The organism is Bacillus sp. SB49 (genome assembly GCF_000469135.2).
GTDB lineage: Bacteria > Bacillota > Bacilli > Bacillales > Halobacillaceae > Halobacillus.
Window position 1 is genome coordinate 1,599,245 of sequence record NZ_CP048117.1, and the last position, 13,231, is coordinate 1,612,475.

The following is a 13,231-nucleotide window of genomic DNA, read 5'->3' on the forward strand; positions in this document are numbered from 1 at the left end:
AAAACGATTACAAATAAAGGGAGTGGATGTAGATGGGTACAATCATTTGTCAAGACTGTCAGAAGGTAATCGAGCATTACGATAATGAGAAGGTGGCTACTCTTTACAGCACATGTCCAACATGCAATAAACCGAAAGAACAATAGGGGATAAAATAAAAAAGAACCAAGCGCCGGAAAAGGCGGCTTGGTTCTTTTTTTTATTGAAATGCTTTCTGTTCCCTGATAACGTGGATGGTTTCCAACGTGTCATCCTCAGGACCCTGTACAGGGAGACCAGCTTCCATATTCTCGTGAATGTAATCGACGTTCTCTTTGGTAATGATCTCACCAGGGATGAAAATCGGAATGCCTGGAGGGTACACCATAACGAATTCGGCACTGATTCGTCCGACAGCCTCTTTCAAAGGCATGGTCTCCGTTGTGGAGTAAAAAGCTTCCCGCGGCGATATCGCAAGTACAGGTATATCCGGCACCTTCACCTTAGCGTTTGCCACTTCGACGGCAGAGGAACGCTCCTCAGCCAATTGACAGAGGGCGTCGATCAATTTGTCGACATCCTCTTCCCGGTCGCCCGGGGTGATGATACACAAAATATTGTAAAGATCGGAGAGTTCGACTTCGATCGCGTAGTGTTCCCGCAGCCATACTTCCACGTCGTAACCCGACATACCAAGTTTCTTAACGGATATGATCAGCTTCGTAGGATCGTAGTCCACTGTGGCATGACTCGTGAGGATCTCCTCTCCAGGACAGTAAATGGATGGAATATCGTTGAGCCTCGTTCTTGTTTCGTCTGCCAGGCGGAGCGTTTCTTCCATCAGCTTACGTCCGTTGACAGCTAGATGTCTCCGTGCTGTATCTAAGGAAGCGAGCAGGATATAGGAAGTTGATGTCGTATGGAGCATCGAAAGGATCGTCTGAACCCGTTCATGTGATACAAGGCCTTCCCGAAGGTTCAATACGGAGCTTTGCGTAAGCGATCCACCGAGCTTATGGACGCTGGTTGCAGCGAGGTCTGCACCTGCCTGCATCGCAGACAGTGGCAGACGCTCATGGAAGTGGATATGGACCCCGTGTGCTTCATCGACAAGGACGGGAATGTCATACCCGTGAGCGATCTCTACTATCTGCTTCAGATCCGCCGTGACACCGAAATACGTAGGATTAATTACGAGTACACCTTTAGCATCGGGGTGGGCTTCGATGGCTTTCTGCACGGCCTCCGGAGTGACCCCGTGGGATATACCGAAGCGTTCATCCAGTTCCGGGTGTACGAAAATCGGCCGTGCACCGGAAAGGATGACAGCAGTCGTAATGGATTTATGGACATTCCGTGGGACGATGATTTTATCTCCAGGCTGGCACACGCTCATGATCATCGTCATGATCGCACCGGAGGTCCCCTGGACAGAGAAGAATGTATAGTCTGCACCAAACGCTTCTGCTGCAAGGTCCTGTGCCTCTTTAATCATGCCCTGCGGATGATGTAGATCATCCAGAGGTTCAATGTTGATCATATCTATGGACAGCGCATTCTCTCCAATGAATGCCCGGAATTCTTCGTCCATTCCTTTTCCGTTCTTATGACCGGGAATGTGGAACGGTGTCGGTTTTTTATCTCTATGTTTCTTGAGCCCTGTGAACAGGGGCGTCTCGTGTTGGTTCATAGTAAAAGCTACACCTCTTTACAAATAGAAAAGCAAATGAATTATAGCAGAGGAGGGGGATAACTGGCTAGTGTTTTATGTATCCTTTTTTCCAACCATGATAAAATGGGAAGGAAAGGAGCGGATGGATGTGAGATGGTCGACACGTGTTACCGAACTGCTTGGCATTACATATCCGATTATTCAGGGGGGGCTTGCACACCTGGCTTATTCAGAACTTGCATCAGCAGTTTCCGAGGCAGGCGGTCTTGGACAATTGACAGCGATGAGCATGGAAAGTCCGGAGGTATTGAAAGAGGAGATCGGGCGTATGAGGGAGAAGACGGCACGGCCGTTCGGTGTCAACTTCGCTATCGGTCAGCACGGCAGGCCGTACGAAGCGATGGTGCAGGCGGCAATCGATGAAGGCGTCCCAGTCGTATCGGTCACAGGGGGTAATCCTAAGCCTGTCCTTGAAATGGTTCAAAAACATGGGGTGAAGACCCTTGTGCTTGTGGCGTCCCGCAGGCAGGCGGTCAAAGCAGAACAGCTGGGCGCCGACGCGGTGATGGTGGTGGGTCAGGAAGGGGGAGGGCATCTTGGGCGTGATGACGTCGGAACGATGGTCCTGACCCCGCAGGTGGTGGACTCTGTCAAGATCCCGGTTATTGCATCAGGCGGGATCGGCGACGGACGTGGATTAATGGCCGCTCTTTCCCTTGGTGCAGAAGGCATAGAAATGGGGACGCGCTTCATCGCAACAAAAGAATGCACCCTCGCCCATACTTCTTATCAGCAGGCGCTTGTGGAGGCTGACGAAACGTCAACGACCATTGTTAAACGGAGTCTTCAAGCACCTGCAAGGGCATTGAAAAATGAGTGGACAGCACGTATTCTGGAATTGGAGGCAGAAGGAGCGGGGTATGACGGTTTGAAGACGTTCATCGGGAACGAAGCGAACCGCGCTTTTATTCATGAAGGAAAAGAAAGTGCAGGATTCGGCTGGGCGGGTCAGGTGGCCGGCCGGATCAGCGATGTACCGACAGTCGAAGAACTTTTTGACCGCATGCTTAAGGAAGCGGCTGATATCCGTACCCGCTTCCGTCCGTAAAAAGGAGGATTATTTTATGAGTTATACGTATCCAATCGATGAAGTTCACTGGTCCAAGGAGGAAATCATCGATGTTGTCAATTTTTACAGTTTAGTTGAGAAAGCATACGAGAACGGGGTGAAGCAGGAGGAACTGCTCCTTGCTTATACGAGATTCAAACAGATCGTCCCTTCGAAAAGTGAAGAGAAGACGCTTTGCGGCAAATTTGAGAAAGAATCCGGCTATTCCTGTTACCGGACGGTGAAGGAAGCGCGTTCCAAGCATCCGGAAGATAAAGTGAAGATGTAAAGGAAAGGGCGCCCCAACGGGGCGCCCTTTCCTTATTTCTATAACTGCTCATTGAATTCTTCAGGCCAACTGTTTCGTTGCCTGGTAGAGTGGTTCAAGCGTTTGGAACGTCTCTCTGCACAATTCGAGGAAAGCTTCCCCATCCTTCAAGCGCAAGTCCCCCCGTTCCAAATGGCGGCCGCAGAGAATCTCCGCTTTCTTCACAGACTGAAGCCGCTCTGTCATGCTTAAGAACTTCTCCTCATCGACCTCGCTGTGAGGGATGGCGTCCGGTTTCGTATGATCGATCGACCAGACGAAATCATCCGGTATTTCCTTTAAGATAGCTGCTTTACTATGCTCGAGCTTTCTTCCGAAGTCCTCTTTAATCGGGCTCTCGTAGATGACGGCAAACCAGATGAACACGTGGGTTTCCCACAAGCCGATTTGAAAATGCGGCAGCTTTTTATAGCCGCGTTTGTTGGATGCAAGGGCTGCCCACGTATCGTTCGGCGGGTTCGTTTTCCGGCGGGCATGCTTCGCAACGTGAACGAACATCTCGTCACCAGTCATAGCAGTCACATCAGGGGCAAGGTCTGTAGCAATCGCTTCCAGTTTCGGGGAAATCCTGCCCCGCAATGCCTCCATTCTATTTTCAAGTCCTGGAATGGAAAAGACGTCGAAATCTTCCTGGGTGAATCCGTGGAACGTACTCATTCTATTAACACCTCCGGTTAGTTCGGTCTTATTTTACCACAACACATCCGCTTTACTAAGCGATGTGTTCGTCTGGTTTGAACGTTGTAAAAATGGGTTACATATAAGTAATCTAACTGAAACTTCTGTCGCAAATGTCACATATATATATAGTAAGGATTTGAAAGGGAGGGGTTTGGCAATGAAACATGTCATGGAAGCGTTGCGTAAGCGAGAAGCAGAAGAGAAGCTCCCGGTGATCCGTATGGAAATTGATTACGAACTGGTCTCCTTACATGATGCGATTCTTGCGGGAGATCAAGAGCAGATGAAGAAGACGAAAAAACGTCTCTCTGAACTTCGTAGACAACTGATTGAATGGTCCATATAGACCGAGCGGCGATTTCCGTTGCTCGCTTTTTTTTGTTTGGAAGGGGGACAAGGACTCCCGGCGGCATTAGGGGAGAGCCTATTTGATGCATTTCCTGTAAAATTTTGATAGGATGGAGGGTGACACTTAGAGAAGGGGTACGATGATATGGATCAACAGATGAAGAATAAGATTTATGATCATGCGAAGGCATGGATCTATGAAGCAGGCGAAAACATCCGGGCTGGAATCGATTCACCTAGATCCATCGAAACGAAATCAAACCCGAATGACCTGGTAACCGAAATGGACCAACAGACGGAGAAATTTTTTGCGGAGAAAATAAAAGAAACCTATCCGGACCACCTGCTTTTCGGAGAAGAAGGCTTCGGAGATGATATCAAAGATTTGTCCGGAACGGTATGGATCGTCGACCCGATTGACGGTACGATGAATTTCGTTCACCAGAAAAGGAATTTTGCTATTTCCATCGGAATCTATTCAGAAGGTACCGGTGAAATAGGCTTGATCTATAACGTGATGGAAGATACTTTGTATGCAGCAAAGCGTGGGGAAGGGTCGTATAAGAACGAAACCCGTCTCCCACAATTGAGCGGGGAACGTCCATTAAACCAGTCGATCCTGGCCTTAAATACGACGTGGCTCCTACCTGAGAATCCCTACGTGGAACATAAAGGGATGGAGAACCTTGTTAAGAAATTGCGGAGCACAAGGTCTTACGGCTCTGCTGCTTTGGAATTCGCATTCATGGCGGAGGGAATTATGGACGGTTATTTGACGATGTCTCTTATGCCTTGGGATTACGCTGCCGGTGCCATCCTCGTTAATGAAGTGGGAGGGACCGTAACGAAAGCGGACGGGTCACCTCTTGATTTGTTAAATAAAACGACTGTCCTTGCATCAAGAGCGAACATTCATGAAGAAATTCTTGAAGGATATGTCCTTTTGAAATAAGAGTAAAAAGAGCGGCCTCGGATTCGAGACCGCTCTTTTTTATGCGTGTTCCTGCTGTAGTTTACGTTTTCTTCGCAGGCCGACGCTCATGATCGCGAAGCCGAGCAGGAAAAAGGCACCCGCAAGCCAGAAGACCTGCTGGCCTAAGGCAAACCCGACAGCGACAAAGGACAAGATGACAAGCAGGGCCAAAAAGCCGTTGCTCCATTGAAAATTCTTCACAAAGACTCACCTCAATTCTTCTCTATTATATAGGATTTGTCTAAATAATGAAAATGCTGTCATGGGTAGCTTATCCTGGATAAATTTAGTATGATGGGAAAGTAAGGAGCCGAACTAGTGGAGGAGGGACTTCATGAGGGACATGTCTACATTACCGGTCCCCGCCGATCTGTGGCCGGTAGCGGATTTCTTCTTCCGGGGGCTGGGAAGTGAAGTCAACTTGAATGATGAAACAGAAGTGGGAATGTTGTTTCGTTCGTTTTTATTATTATATTTGACCGTCGTGTTGCTGGCGATCGCGACTTTCAAGCTTGGATTCGCAAGAAAACTGCCTGTATTGAAGACGATTGTCGTATACGGGGTGCTCGTCATCGGTACCTTCATACTGACTCTTCTGTTAGGGTTGAACTTGCCGATTCCGGAAAGTCTGATGGTGGCAGCCCTTATTCTCGGTGTTTACCGTGTTCGTCTTCACAGGGAACGCAGGGAAAGAGCCGGGAGAGAGCCGTCCTGATATGGAAAGAGCCCGGGTGCAGGCACCCGGGCTCTACGGTTCTATAGTTTACTTCAGCTTAAATGCTTCTCTTTCTTTCTCTCCTTTTGAAAGCGGAAAGAACCGGAAGCGAGCCGTTTTTTCGTGTTTTTTTCAATGCGATCGTGGCATGATTGACACATGTACGTGTGAATCCGCCTGTTTCTCAATCGCTTCGCCTGTAAACAATAACTGTCGATTTTTTCAATCTTGTCGCATATCACGCATTGTACACGCATCTATTTCACCTCTATCTTTCAAAACGATTACATATAGTTTAACATATGATGGCAATTTAAAATAGATGCAGATTCCACGTTTGATTGGACAGGTGGTTGGGAAATGTAAGAAAAGAAGTCAAGGAAAGGGTGGTTGGATGAAGAAACGTTGGATTTTTACCGCAGTTGGAGCAGTAGCAGGAGGAACACTTGCTTATTTCCTGAAAGATGAGGATAACCGCAAGCAGGTAAAAGACAAGGCAAAATCCATTCAAGGTACGTTCACCTCCAAGGATGATATGCCGATTGAGGAAGCCGGTAAGCCGGAAGTCTCTCATTTGGAAAATGCGGACATGGTGTCCGAAGGCTCTCAGTTCGGTGTTCAATACTACAACGAACTAACAGAGAAGGAAAGAGAGATCCTGGAAAGAAGTAACAGCTAAATCCTTTACGGATTTAGCTGTTTTTCTGTTAATGATCCTTCGACTGTTTCTTTTGGACATCTTCCAGATTCTCTTTTTTATCTTTTGGTATCGTTTCTTCGTTTGTATTTGTTTGCGGTTTTTCGTTAATCGGACCTTCGGGCATGTACCTGGCGACAATCTGGCTCAGTTCATCCGTCACACCTTCGACCGGATGTCCTTCAGCAATCTTTCTGCCAAGTCCTCGAAGGCGTTCGACCCCGTCTGCATCGGCAATGACGGCTGCCTGCTTGCCGTACGGATCATGCTTGAGCGCTTCAGCGACGGAATACTTAATGACCCCGACGCGGGAGCGGTCCAAATCCTTGTCCACATCAATGCCGACGGCTACATAGTTACCAAGTACGATCGCTGTCGCATCATGGACGTCAGGAACCTCTACGGCAATTTTCGCCAAATGCCGGGCTGCCTGCTGGCTCGTTAAGTTCTTTCTTTCCACCGGATCCGAGTCCGTCACATATTTCAGTTCCGTCTCACCCTGTCGTTCCTGAAGCAGCGACTCTTCACCGGATTGCTGCTGACAGGCGGCTGTAAACAGCAGCGCAGTTGTCAATAGAAGTTTTTTCACTGGAAACACCACTTTTTTTATTTATAGCCTGTGATTTATGGTGGATAATATGCAAAAAGGACAGCTGTATCAGCTGTCCAATTGTTTACTTCAATTCAATTTTTTTGATGCCTTTGATCGGTTCGGATCGATTGGAACCATCCTGGAAATACAGATGGACCGGCCCTTCTTCTTGGAGCGGCTTTCCATTCTCTGCGAACAGCAGGTAGGCGTGCTTCAGAACATCGGCATCGACGACGTGTTCTCCTGAAGCCGTATGTAAAGCGGCCTGTGTGACTTCTTTTTCCGGCTCACTCGTCTCGAGGAACGGCTGGATCGGCATAAGGAACGTACCGGTCAATATCCGCTGTTTCTCATATCGGTTCAAGCTCTTGTTCACCGGTGGGTTAATTTTCTGTTGGTAAACTTCTCTGTCAAAGCGTAGGGACTTGCGTTTGAGTTCGTCTTCTTCTTCCGATTGTGCCCGTACTTCATCCGGTTCGAATATTTCGTCGAACGTCATCTTCCGATCATCGAAGATCCATACGGTAGGATCCAGAGTGATCGGGAATTTTACATTTCCTGCTATTTGGACAATCATGGCGAAGCCACCTTTCGAATAGTAAAAAAATTCATGCATAAAAAGCATAGCAAAAAATGAATTCGATTTCATTACAGGGAGGTCCTTTCATTGAAAAAAGATATTACCGAACAGGAATTATCCGGATGGCTGGATAATGTCCGGCCCTATGCCTATGACGGACAAGTAGCCAACTATATCCCAGCCTTATCACGCCAGGACCCCGAAGATCTGGCAGTTGCCATCCATTATGTAAATGGAGAATCGGTGGAAGCAGGTAAAACAGAGGTCCGGTTCACTTTGCAGAGTATTTCCAAAGTGATTGCACTTGCGCTTGCATTGATGGATAACGGGGAATCCTACGTTTTTGACCGTGTCGGAATGGAACCGACGGGGGATCCATTCCACTCGATCTACCGTTTGGAACAAATACCTTCTAAACCGCTTAACCCAATGATTAATGCAGGAGCGCTTGCGGTTACAAATATGATTCACGGAGACACACCGGATGAGAAAGTGGGGAGGCTGCTCAGTTTCATGCATGAACTGACGGATGATCACTCCATTACGTACAATGAGGAAGTTGCCGGCTCTGAATTTGAAACAGCCTTTCTCAACCGATCCCTCCTTTTCTATATGAAGCAGCATAGAATTGTCACGGGAAGTGTGGAAGAGACACTCGATGCATACACGAAGCAGTGTGCGATAGAGGTCAATGTCTGCCAGCTGGCAAGAATCGGTGCCCTCCTTGCAAACGGCGGGGTGGATATTCAATCCGGAAGGCGGATTATTCCGAAACACCTGGCCAGAATATGTAAAACATTTATGGTTACGTGTGGGATGTACGATGCTTCCGGTTCCTTTGCGATTAAAGTGGGCATCCCTGCGAAGAGTGGTGTTTCCGGATCGGTGCTTGCTTCCTTAAATCATTTTGGAGGGATAGCGGTTTACGGACCAAGCCTTGATGAGAAGGGAAACAGCGTCGTCGGGCTGAAGCTGCTGGAGATCCTCTCCAACCGTTATGACCTGTCCATTTTTTGACGATGCCAAGCGATTCCAATGTTGCATTTTTTGCGTGTAAACGATAAGATGTTAAAAAGAAAGACATGTATTCGGGAGGGGATTTTGATGTTGTCTGATGTGGCTGTGGATCATCGTGAGAAAGCCTATGCCCTTCTTAAAGCTGATGCTGATAAAATTCTACAGTTGATTAAAGTACAGATGGACAATCTGACAATGCCTCAGTGTCCACTTTATGAAGAGGTTTTAGATACACAGATGTTCGGTTTATCCAGGGAAATCCACTTTGCGGTCCGGCTGAACCTGATTAGTGATGAAGAGGGAAAACAGCTGTTGGATAATTTGGAAAAACAATTGAATGTACTGCACGAGGCTTCTCAAAAGTCTTGATTATCAACTCAAATTACGACAATACTTGTTGTAGTTTGAGTTTTTTAGTTTTTAAAAAACAGCGCACAGATAACTGCCATCCATTGGAAAAGTCAAAAAAGCAGGAAAAATAGGTTCCTATGTAGTAAAAGTAACAGAAAGATCATCCATTGCAGATTACATCTAGAAACAGACATAGTAAATGATAGAAATGGAGAGTGGGACTATGGCACAAGTGAAAAAAATCAACAAAGTTCTTGTAGCGAACCGTGGGGAGATCGCGATTCGTGTATTCCGCGCGTGTACGGAACTGAATATCCGTACGGTCGCCGTCTATTCTCAGGAGGATACAGGCTCCTATCATCGGTATAAGGCGGATGAAGCCTATCTTGTCGGGGCAGGTAAGAAGCCTATTGATGCTTACCTGGACATTGAAGGAATCATCGAAATCGCGAAAAGTGTTGGAGTAGATGCCATCCACCCGGGCTATGGCTTTCTATCAGAGAACATTCAATTTGCCCGTCGATGTGAAGAAGAGGGAATTACGTTCATCGGCCCGACCAGCCAACATTTGAGCATGTTCGGGGATAAGGTGAAAGCCCGTTACCAGGCGGTTCAAGCGGATATTCCCGTCATTCCCGGGAGCGATGGTCCTGTAAGCGGTTTGGATGAGATACGAGCCTTTGGTGACAAACACGGCTATCCGTTAATGATCAAGGCATCCATGGGCGGCGGCGGCCGGGGCATGCGGGTCGTCCGCAGTAGAGAGACCCTGGAAGATTCTTATGACCGTGCCCGCTCGGAAGCGAAGGCTGCCTTCGGAAGTGATGAAGTATATGTAGAGAAGCTGATTGAAGAGCCGAAGCACATCGAAGTGCAGATCATGGGGGATCATGAAGGCAACGTCATCCACTTATACGAGCGTGATTGCTCTGTCCAGCGCCGTCACCAGAAGGTGGTGGAAGTGGCTCCGAGTGTTAATCTTTCAGATGATCTCCGGGAGCGGATTTGTGCTGCAGCGGTTAAATTAATGGACAATGTCCAATATGTCAATGCTGGAACAGTTGAGTTCCTTGTTACCGGCGATGACTTTTATTTTATAGAAGTAAACCCTCGTGTTCAGGTAGAGCATACGATCACAGAAATGATTACAGGTGTGGATATCGTCCAGACCCAAATTCTTTTAGCGGAAGGGTACGGACTACATAGTGACCGGGTCAGCATTCCTCATCAGGATGAAATCAAACCGCACGGTTACGCGATCCAGTCCCGTGTTACGACAGAGGATCCGTTAAACAACTTCATGCCGGATACAGGGAAGATCATGGCTTACCGGTCCGGAGGAGGTTTCGGGGTTCGTCTCGATGCAGGGAATGCGTTTCATGGTTCCGTCATTTCCCCTTACTATGATTCCCTGCTTGTGAAGTTGTCCACATGGGCACTGAGCTTCGATCAGGCAGCGAATAAGATGGTCCGTAATTTGAAAGAGTTCCGGATCCGCGGTATTAAAACGAATATTCCTTTTCTTGAGAATGTCGTTCAGCACAAGCAGTTCCTGTCAGGCGAATATGATACCACCTTCATCGACCGTTCACCGGAACTATTTGTATTTCCTAAGCGGAAAGACCGTGGTACGAAGATGCTTTCCTATATTGCCGATCGGACGATCAACGGTTTTGAAGGGTACGGCAACCGGAAGAAACCTCCATTTCAGAAGCCCAGGGTTCCCGAAGTCAAATACTCCGAACCTGTGCCGGAGGGATCAAAGCAAATTCTTGATGAACGCGGCCCGGAAGGACTTGCTGAATGGCTGAAGGAACGGAAGGATGTGCTCCTCACCGATACGACGTTCCGTGATGCTCACCAGTCGCTCCTTGCCACAAGAGTAAGAACGAAAGACCTTGAAAACATCGCAGAGCCTACTGCACGCCTGCTTCCAGATTTATTCTCCTTGGAGATGTGGGGAGGAGCCACCTTTGATGTATCTTATCGATTCCTCAAAGAAGATCCTTGGGAGCGTCTATTAAAGCTGCGTCAAAAAGCACCGAACGTATTGTTCCAAATGCTCCTTCGTTCATCCAACGCGGTCGGATACAAAAATTATCCGGACAACCTCATCCGTGAGTTCGTGGAGAAAAGTGCAAATGCCGGAATCGATGTATTCCGTATTTTCGACTCTTTGAACTGGGTGGAAGGAATGAAGCTGACCATAGATGCGGTGCGTGAAAGCGGCAAAGTAGCAGAAGCAGCCATCTGTTACACAGGAGACATTCTCGACGAAAGCCGTCCGAAGTACGATCTGAATTACTATAAGCGGATTGCCAAGGAATTGGAAGAGGCTGGTGCCCACATTTTAGGAATCAAGGATATGGCAGGGCTGCTTAAGCCGGAAGCCGCTTATCAATTGATCACAGCTCTCAAAGAGACGGTGGATATTCCGATCCATCTTCACACGCATGACACGAGCGGAAACGGCTTATTTACCTATGCCAGAGCGGTAGAAGCGGGTGTTGATGTAGTAGACGTTGCCGCAGGATCGATGGCCGGATTAACGTCACAACCGAGTGCGAACAGCCTTTATTATGCTTTGGAAGGCAGCGAAAGAAAGCCTGATGTCAACATCAAAGCTTATGAAGAGCTCGGGAAGTACTGGGAAGATATCAGAAAGTATTACCAGGATTTTGAAAGCGGTATGATGGCTCCACATACGGAAGTTTATGAGCATGAGATGCCAGGGGGGCAGTACAGCAACCTGCAGCAGCAGGCGAAAGCCGTCGGGCTTGGGAACAGATGGGAAGAAGTGAAGACGATGTACCGTCGTGTAAACGACATGTTCGGTGATATCGTCAAGGTAACACCGTCATCCAAAGTGGTCGGAGACATGGCCCTTTACATGGTTCAAAATGACTTAAACGAGGATGACGTATATGACAAAGGGGACACGCTTGACTTTCCGGACAGCGTGGTAGAGTTGTTCCAAGGCTATCTTGGACAGCCGTACGGTGGGTTTCCGCAGGAGCTCCAGCGTATTATTCTTAAAGGGCGGGAACCGATTACCGTACGCCCGGGAGAATTGCTGGAGCCGGTAGATTTCACGGATCTGAAAGAAACGCTGTTCCATAAACTCGACCGTCCGGTGACCAGCTTCGATATGATCAGCTATGCTCTTTATCCGAAAGTGTTCATGGATTATCATGGATTCACGGAACAGTACGGAGACATGTCTGTACTTGATACGCCGACATTCTTCTACGGAATGCGCCTCGGAGAGGAAATCGAAGTAGAGATCGAACAGGGAAAAACATTGATCGTCAAGCTCGTTTCTGTCGGAGAACCCCAGATCGACGGAACCCGCGTTATCTATTTTGAGCTGAACGGTCAGCCGCGTGAAGTCGTTGTACGTGATGAGAATGTGAAGGCGGCTGTTGATGAGCGTCCGAGAGCCGATAAATCAAATAATAAACATATAGGAGCGAGTATGCCTGGTACAGTCGTCAAAGTCCTTTCCAGCAAAGGAGAAGATGTAAAGAAGGGGGATCATCTGATGATCACCGAGGCCATGAAGATGGAAACGACGGTTCAAGCTCCATTCGACGGGAAAATCAAAGATGTTTATGTATCCAATAACGATGCGATTCATGTAGGAGATCTCCTCATCGAATTTGAATAAGATAAATACGTGTCCCTAAGGGGGCGCGTATTTTTTTGATGGCAGAGGCTGCTTTATAGATCTACGATTATTTCTTGGTCATCTTGGATAGGATGGTAGGTGGAGATCCTCTTCGCGGTACTGGGAAGCTTCGGATTCGAAGCTTATGAGTGCCTCATTGAAAAATTCACAAATTCGTCACAAAATAATAAAATTCCTCTGTTTAAATAGATACGATAGCGATTACATGATACAATTTATTTGATGTTTCCTGTCATTAAATTACTTTTCTAGCAAGAAACAGTTTCTTTTTTACATGCTTGTTAACATTGGTGGAAGCAGTAAGAATTTATCTTTATTCCATCCGGTTCAAGAAGCATGACCGACCTTAATCTGTCATCCTTTAGACTTTTTTATTTTTCAACTTGCGGAACCGCTTTCGTGAGTGATTCTCCATGATACCTTCACCGATTCTTCCAAATTTCATCCGACAGGAAGTGGAAGATGACAGAGCTTTGTTCACACCTATTTGCATACGATTGTT

At 47.4% G+C, this 13,231-nt stretch carries 16 protein-coding genes; 10 read left to right on the plus strand and 6 right to left on the minus strand.

The genetic code is table 11. From position 1 onward, the window contains the following. The first annotated feature begins 32 nt into the window (after window positions 1-32). Complete coding sequence (locus M662_RS08420) at window positions 33-146, plus strand: GapA-binding peptide SR1P (RefSeq protein ID WP_008639088.1); 114 nt, start codon at window positions 33-35, stop codon at window positions 144-146. 53 nt (window positions 147-199) lie between these two features. Here M662_RS08420 and M662_RS08425 read toward each other — a convergent pair whose 3' ends face one another. After that, the gene (locus tag M662_RS08425) at window positions 200-1,669 is read right to left on the minus strand and encodes an aminotransferase class I/II-fold pyridoxal phosphate-dependent enzyme (RefSeq protein WP_008639089.1); all 1,470 of its coding nucleotides are present in this window, start codon (window positions 1,667-1,669) and stop codon (window positions 200-202) included. Window positions 1,670-1,793: 124 nt separating this feature from the next. Between M662_RS08425 and M662_RS08430 the strand changes: the two genes are divergently transcribed. Together M662_RS08430 and M662_RS08435 are read left to right on the plus strand one after the other, a co-directional pair. Further along, window positions 1,794-2,759 (plus strand): NAD(P)H-dependent flavin oxidoreductase, encoded by a 966-nt coding sequence (locus M662_RS08430; protein WP_442858826.1) that lies wholly within the window; start codon window positions 1,794-1,796, stop codon window positions 2,757-2,759. Window positions 2,760-2,775: 16 nt separating this feature from the next. Continuing rightward, on the plus strand, window positions 2,776-3,048 hold the full coding sequence (locus M662_RS08435; protein WP_008639092.1) for a UPF0223 family protein: 273 nt from the start codon (window positions 2,776-2,778) through the stop codon (window positions 3,046-3,048). 60 nt (window positions 3,049-3,108) lie between these two features. Here M662_RS08435 and M662_RS08440 read toward each other — a convergent pair whose 3' ends face one another. Further along, on the minus strand, window positions 3,109-3,744 hold the full coding sequence (locus M662_RS08440) for a YktB family protein (protein WP_008639095.1): 636 nt from the start codon (window positions 3,742-3,744) through the stop codon (window positions 3,109-3,111). 181 nt (window positions 3,745-3,925) lie between these two features. Here M662_RS08440 and M662_RS08445 point away from each other — a divergent pair, with 181 nt between their 5' ends. Both M662_RS08445 and M662_RS08450 read left to right on the plus strand, forming a co-directional pair. Beyond that, window positions 3,926-4,114 (plus strand): hypothetical protein, encoded by a 189-nt coding sequence (locus tag M662_RS08445; protein WP_008639098.1) that lies wholly within the window; start codon window positions 3,926-3,928, stop codon window positions 4,112-4,114. 147 nt (window positions 4,115-4,261) lie between these two features. Continuing rightward, window positions 4,262-5,068, plus strand: a complete 807-nt coding sequence (locus tag M662_RS08450) for an inositol monophosphatase family protein (RefSeq protein WP_008639099.1) — start codon at window positions 4,262-4,264, stop codon at window positions 5,066-5,068. Window positions 5,069-5,107: 39 nt separating this feature from the next. Here M662_RS08450 and M662_RS08455 read toward each other — a convergent pair whose 3' ends face one another. Continuing rightward, window positions 5,108-5,290: a DUF5325 family protein gene (locus tag M662_RS08455; RefSeq protein ID WP_008639100.1), complete on the minus strand. Its 183-nt coding sequence runs from the start codon at window positions 5,288-5,290 to the stop codon at window positions 5,108-5,110. A gap of 133 nt (window positions 5,291-5,423) precedes the next feature. Here M662_RS08455 and M662_RS08460 point away from each other — a divergent pair, with 133 nt between their 5' ends. Then, window positions 5,424-5,804, plus strand: coding sequence for a YlaH-like family protein (locus tag M662_RS08460; protein WP_008639101.1), 381 nt, complete (start codon window positions 5,424-5,426; stop codon window positions 5,802-5,804). A 53-nt stretch (window positions 5,805-5,857) separates the two neighbouring features. On the opposite strand, the gene M662_RS08465 is transcribed toward M662_RS08460, so the two are convergent. Then, the gene (locus tag M662_RS08465; RefSeq protein ID WP_008639102.1) at window positions 5,858-6,061 is read right to left on the minus strand and encodes a YlaI family protein; all 204 of its coding nucleotides are present in this window, start codon (window positions 6,059-6,061) and stop codon (window positions 5,858-5,860) included. Between the two features lie 137 nt (window positions 6,062-6,198). Here M662_RS08465 and M662_RS08470 point away from each other — a divergent pair, with 137 nt between their 5' ends. Next, window positions 6,199-6,483, plus strand: a complete 285-nt coding sequence (locus tag M662_RS08470) for a hypothetical protein (RefSeq protein WP_008639103.1) — start codon at window positions 6,199-6,201, stop codon at window positions 6,481-6,483. Between the two features lie 28 nt (window positions 6,484-6,511). Here M662_RS08470 and M662_RS08475 read toward each other — a convergent pair whose 3' ends face one another. Together M662_RS08475 and M662_RS08480 are read right to left on the minus strand one after the other, a co-directional pair. Continuing rightward, window positions 6,512-7,090: a YhcN/YlaJ family sporulation lipoprotein gene (locus M662_RS08475; RefSeq protein WP_008639104.1), complete on the minus strand. Its 579-nt coding sequence runs from the start codon at window positions 7,088-7,090 to the stop codon at window positions 6,512-6,514. An 85-nt stretch (window positions 7,091-7,175) separates the two neighbouring features. Further along, entirely contained in the window at window positions 7,176-7,670 is a 495-nt protein-coding gene (locus M662_RS08480; protein WP_008639106.1) for a hypothetical protein, read from the minus strand. Window positions 7,671-7,760: 90 nt separating this feature from the next. On the opposite strand from M662_RS08480, the gene glsA reads away from it, so the two are divergent. The 3 genes from glsA to pyc all read left to right on the plus strand — a co-directional run bounded on the left by glsA (window position 7,761) and on the right by pyc (window position 12,708). Next, window positions 7,761-8,690, plus strand: coding sequence for a glutaminase A (glsA, locus tag M662_RS08485; RefSeq protein ID WP_008639108.1), 930 nt, complete (start codon window positions 7,761-7,763; stop codon window positions 8,688-8,690). An 87-nt stretch (window positions 8,691-8,777) separates the two neighbouring features. After that, window positions 8,778-9,059 carry an Fpa/YlaN family protein gene (locus tag M662_RS08490; protein WP_008639110.1) on the plus strand — a complete coding sequence of 94 codons (282 nt, stop codon included), beginning with the start codon at window positions 8,778-8,780 and terminating at the stop codon, window positions 9,057-9,059. A 205-nt stretch (window positions 9,060-9,264) separates the two neighbouring features. Further along, entirely contained in the window at window positions 9,265-12,708 is a 3,444-nt protein-coding gene (pyc, locus tag M662_RS08495; RefSeq protein WP_026577525.1) for a pyruvate carboxylase, read from the plus strand. Window positions 12,709-13,231 lie beyond the last annotated feature (523 nt).

Excerpts from the sequence above, each read along its gene's own strand:
- M662_RS08420 (WP_008639088.1), top strand. The coding sequence starts at position 33 with ATGGGTACAATCATTTGTCAAGACTGTCAGAAGGTAATCGAGCATTAC.
- M662_RS08425 (WP_008639089.1), bottom strand. The coding sequence starts at position 1,669 with ATGAACCAACACGAGACGCCCCTGTTCACAGGGCTCAAGAAACATAGA.
- M662_RS08430 (WP_442858826.1), top strand. The coding sequence starts at position 1,794 with ATGGATGTGAGATGGTCGACACGTGTTACCGAACTGCTTGGCATTACA.
- M662_RS08435 (WP_008639092.1), top strand. The coding sequence starts at position 2,776 with ATGAGTTATACGTATCCAATCGATGAAGTTCACTGGTCCAAGGAGGAA.
- M662_RS08440 (WP_008639095.1), bottom strand. The coding sequence starts at position 3,744 with ATGAGTACGTTCCACGGATTCACCCAGGAAGATTTCGACGTCTTTTCC.
- M662_RS08445 (WP_008639098.1), top strand. The coding sequence starts at position 3,926 with ATGAAACATGTCATGGAAGCGTTGCGTAAGCGAGAAGCAGAAGAGAAG.
- M662_RS08450 (WP_008639099.1), top strand. The coding sequence starts at position 4,262 with ATGGATCAACAGATGAAGAATAAGATTTATGATCATGCGAAGGCATGG.
- M662_RS08460 (WP_008639101.1), top strand. The coding sequence starts at position 5,424 with ATGAGGGACATGTCTACATTACCGGTCCCCGCCGATCTGTGGCCGGTA.
- M662_RS08465 (WP_008639102.1), bottom strand. The coding sequence starts at position 6,061 with ATGCGTGTACAATGCGTGATATGCGACAAGATTGAAAAAATCGACAGT.
- M662_RS08470 (WP_008639103.1), top strand. The coding sequence starts at position 6,199 with ATGAAGAAACGTTGGATTTTTACCGCAGTTGGAGCAGTAGCAGGAGGA.
- M662_RS08480 (WP_008639106.1), bottom strand. The coding sequence starts at position 7,670 with ATGATTGTCCAAATAGCAGGAAATGTAAAATTCCCGATCACTCTGGAT.
- M662_RS08490 (WP_008639110.1), top strand. The coding sequence starts at position 8,778 with ATGTTGTCTGATGTGGCTGTGGATCATCGTGAGAAAGCCTATGCCCTT.
- pyc (WP_026577525.1), top strand. The coding sequence starts at position 9,265 with ATGGCACAAGTGAAAAAAATCAACAAAGTTCTTGTAGCGAACCGTGGG.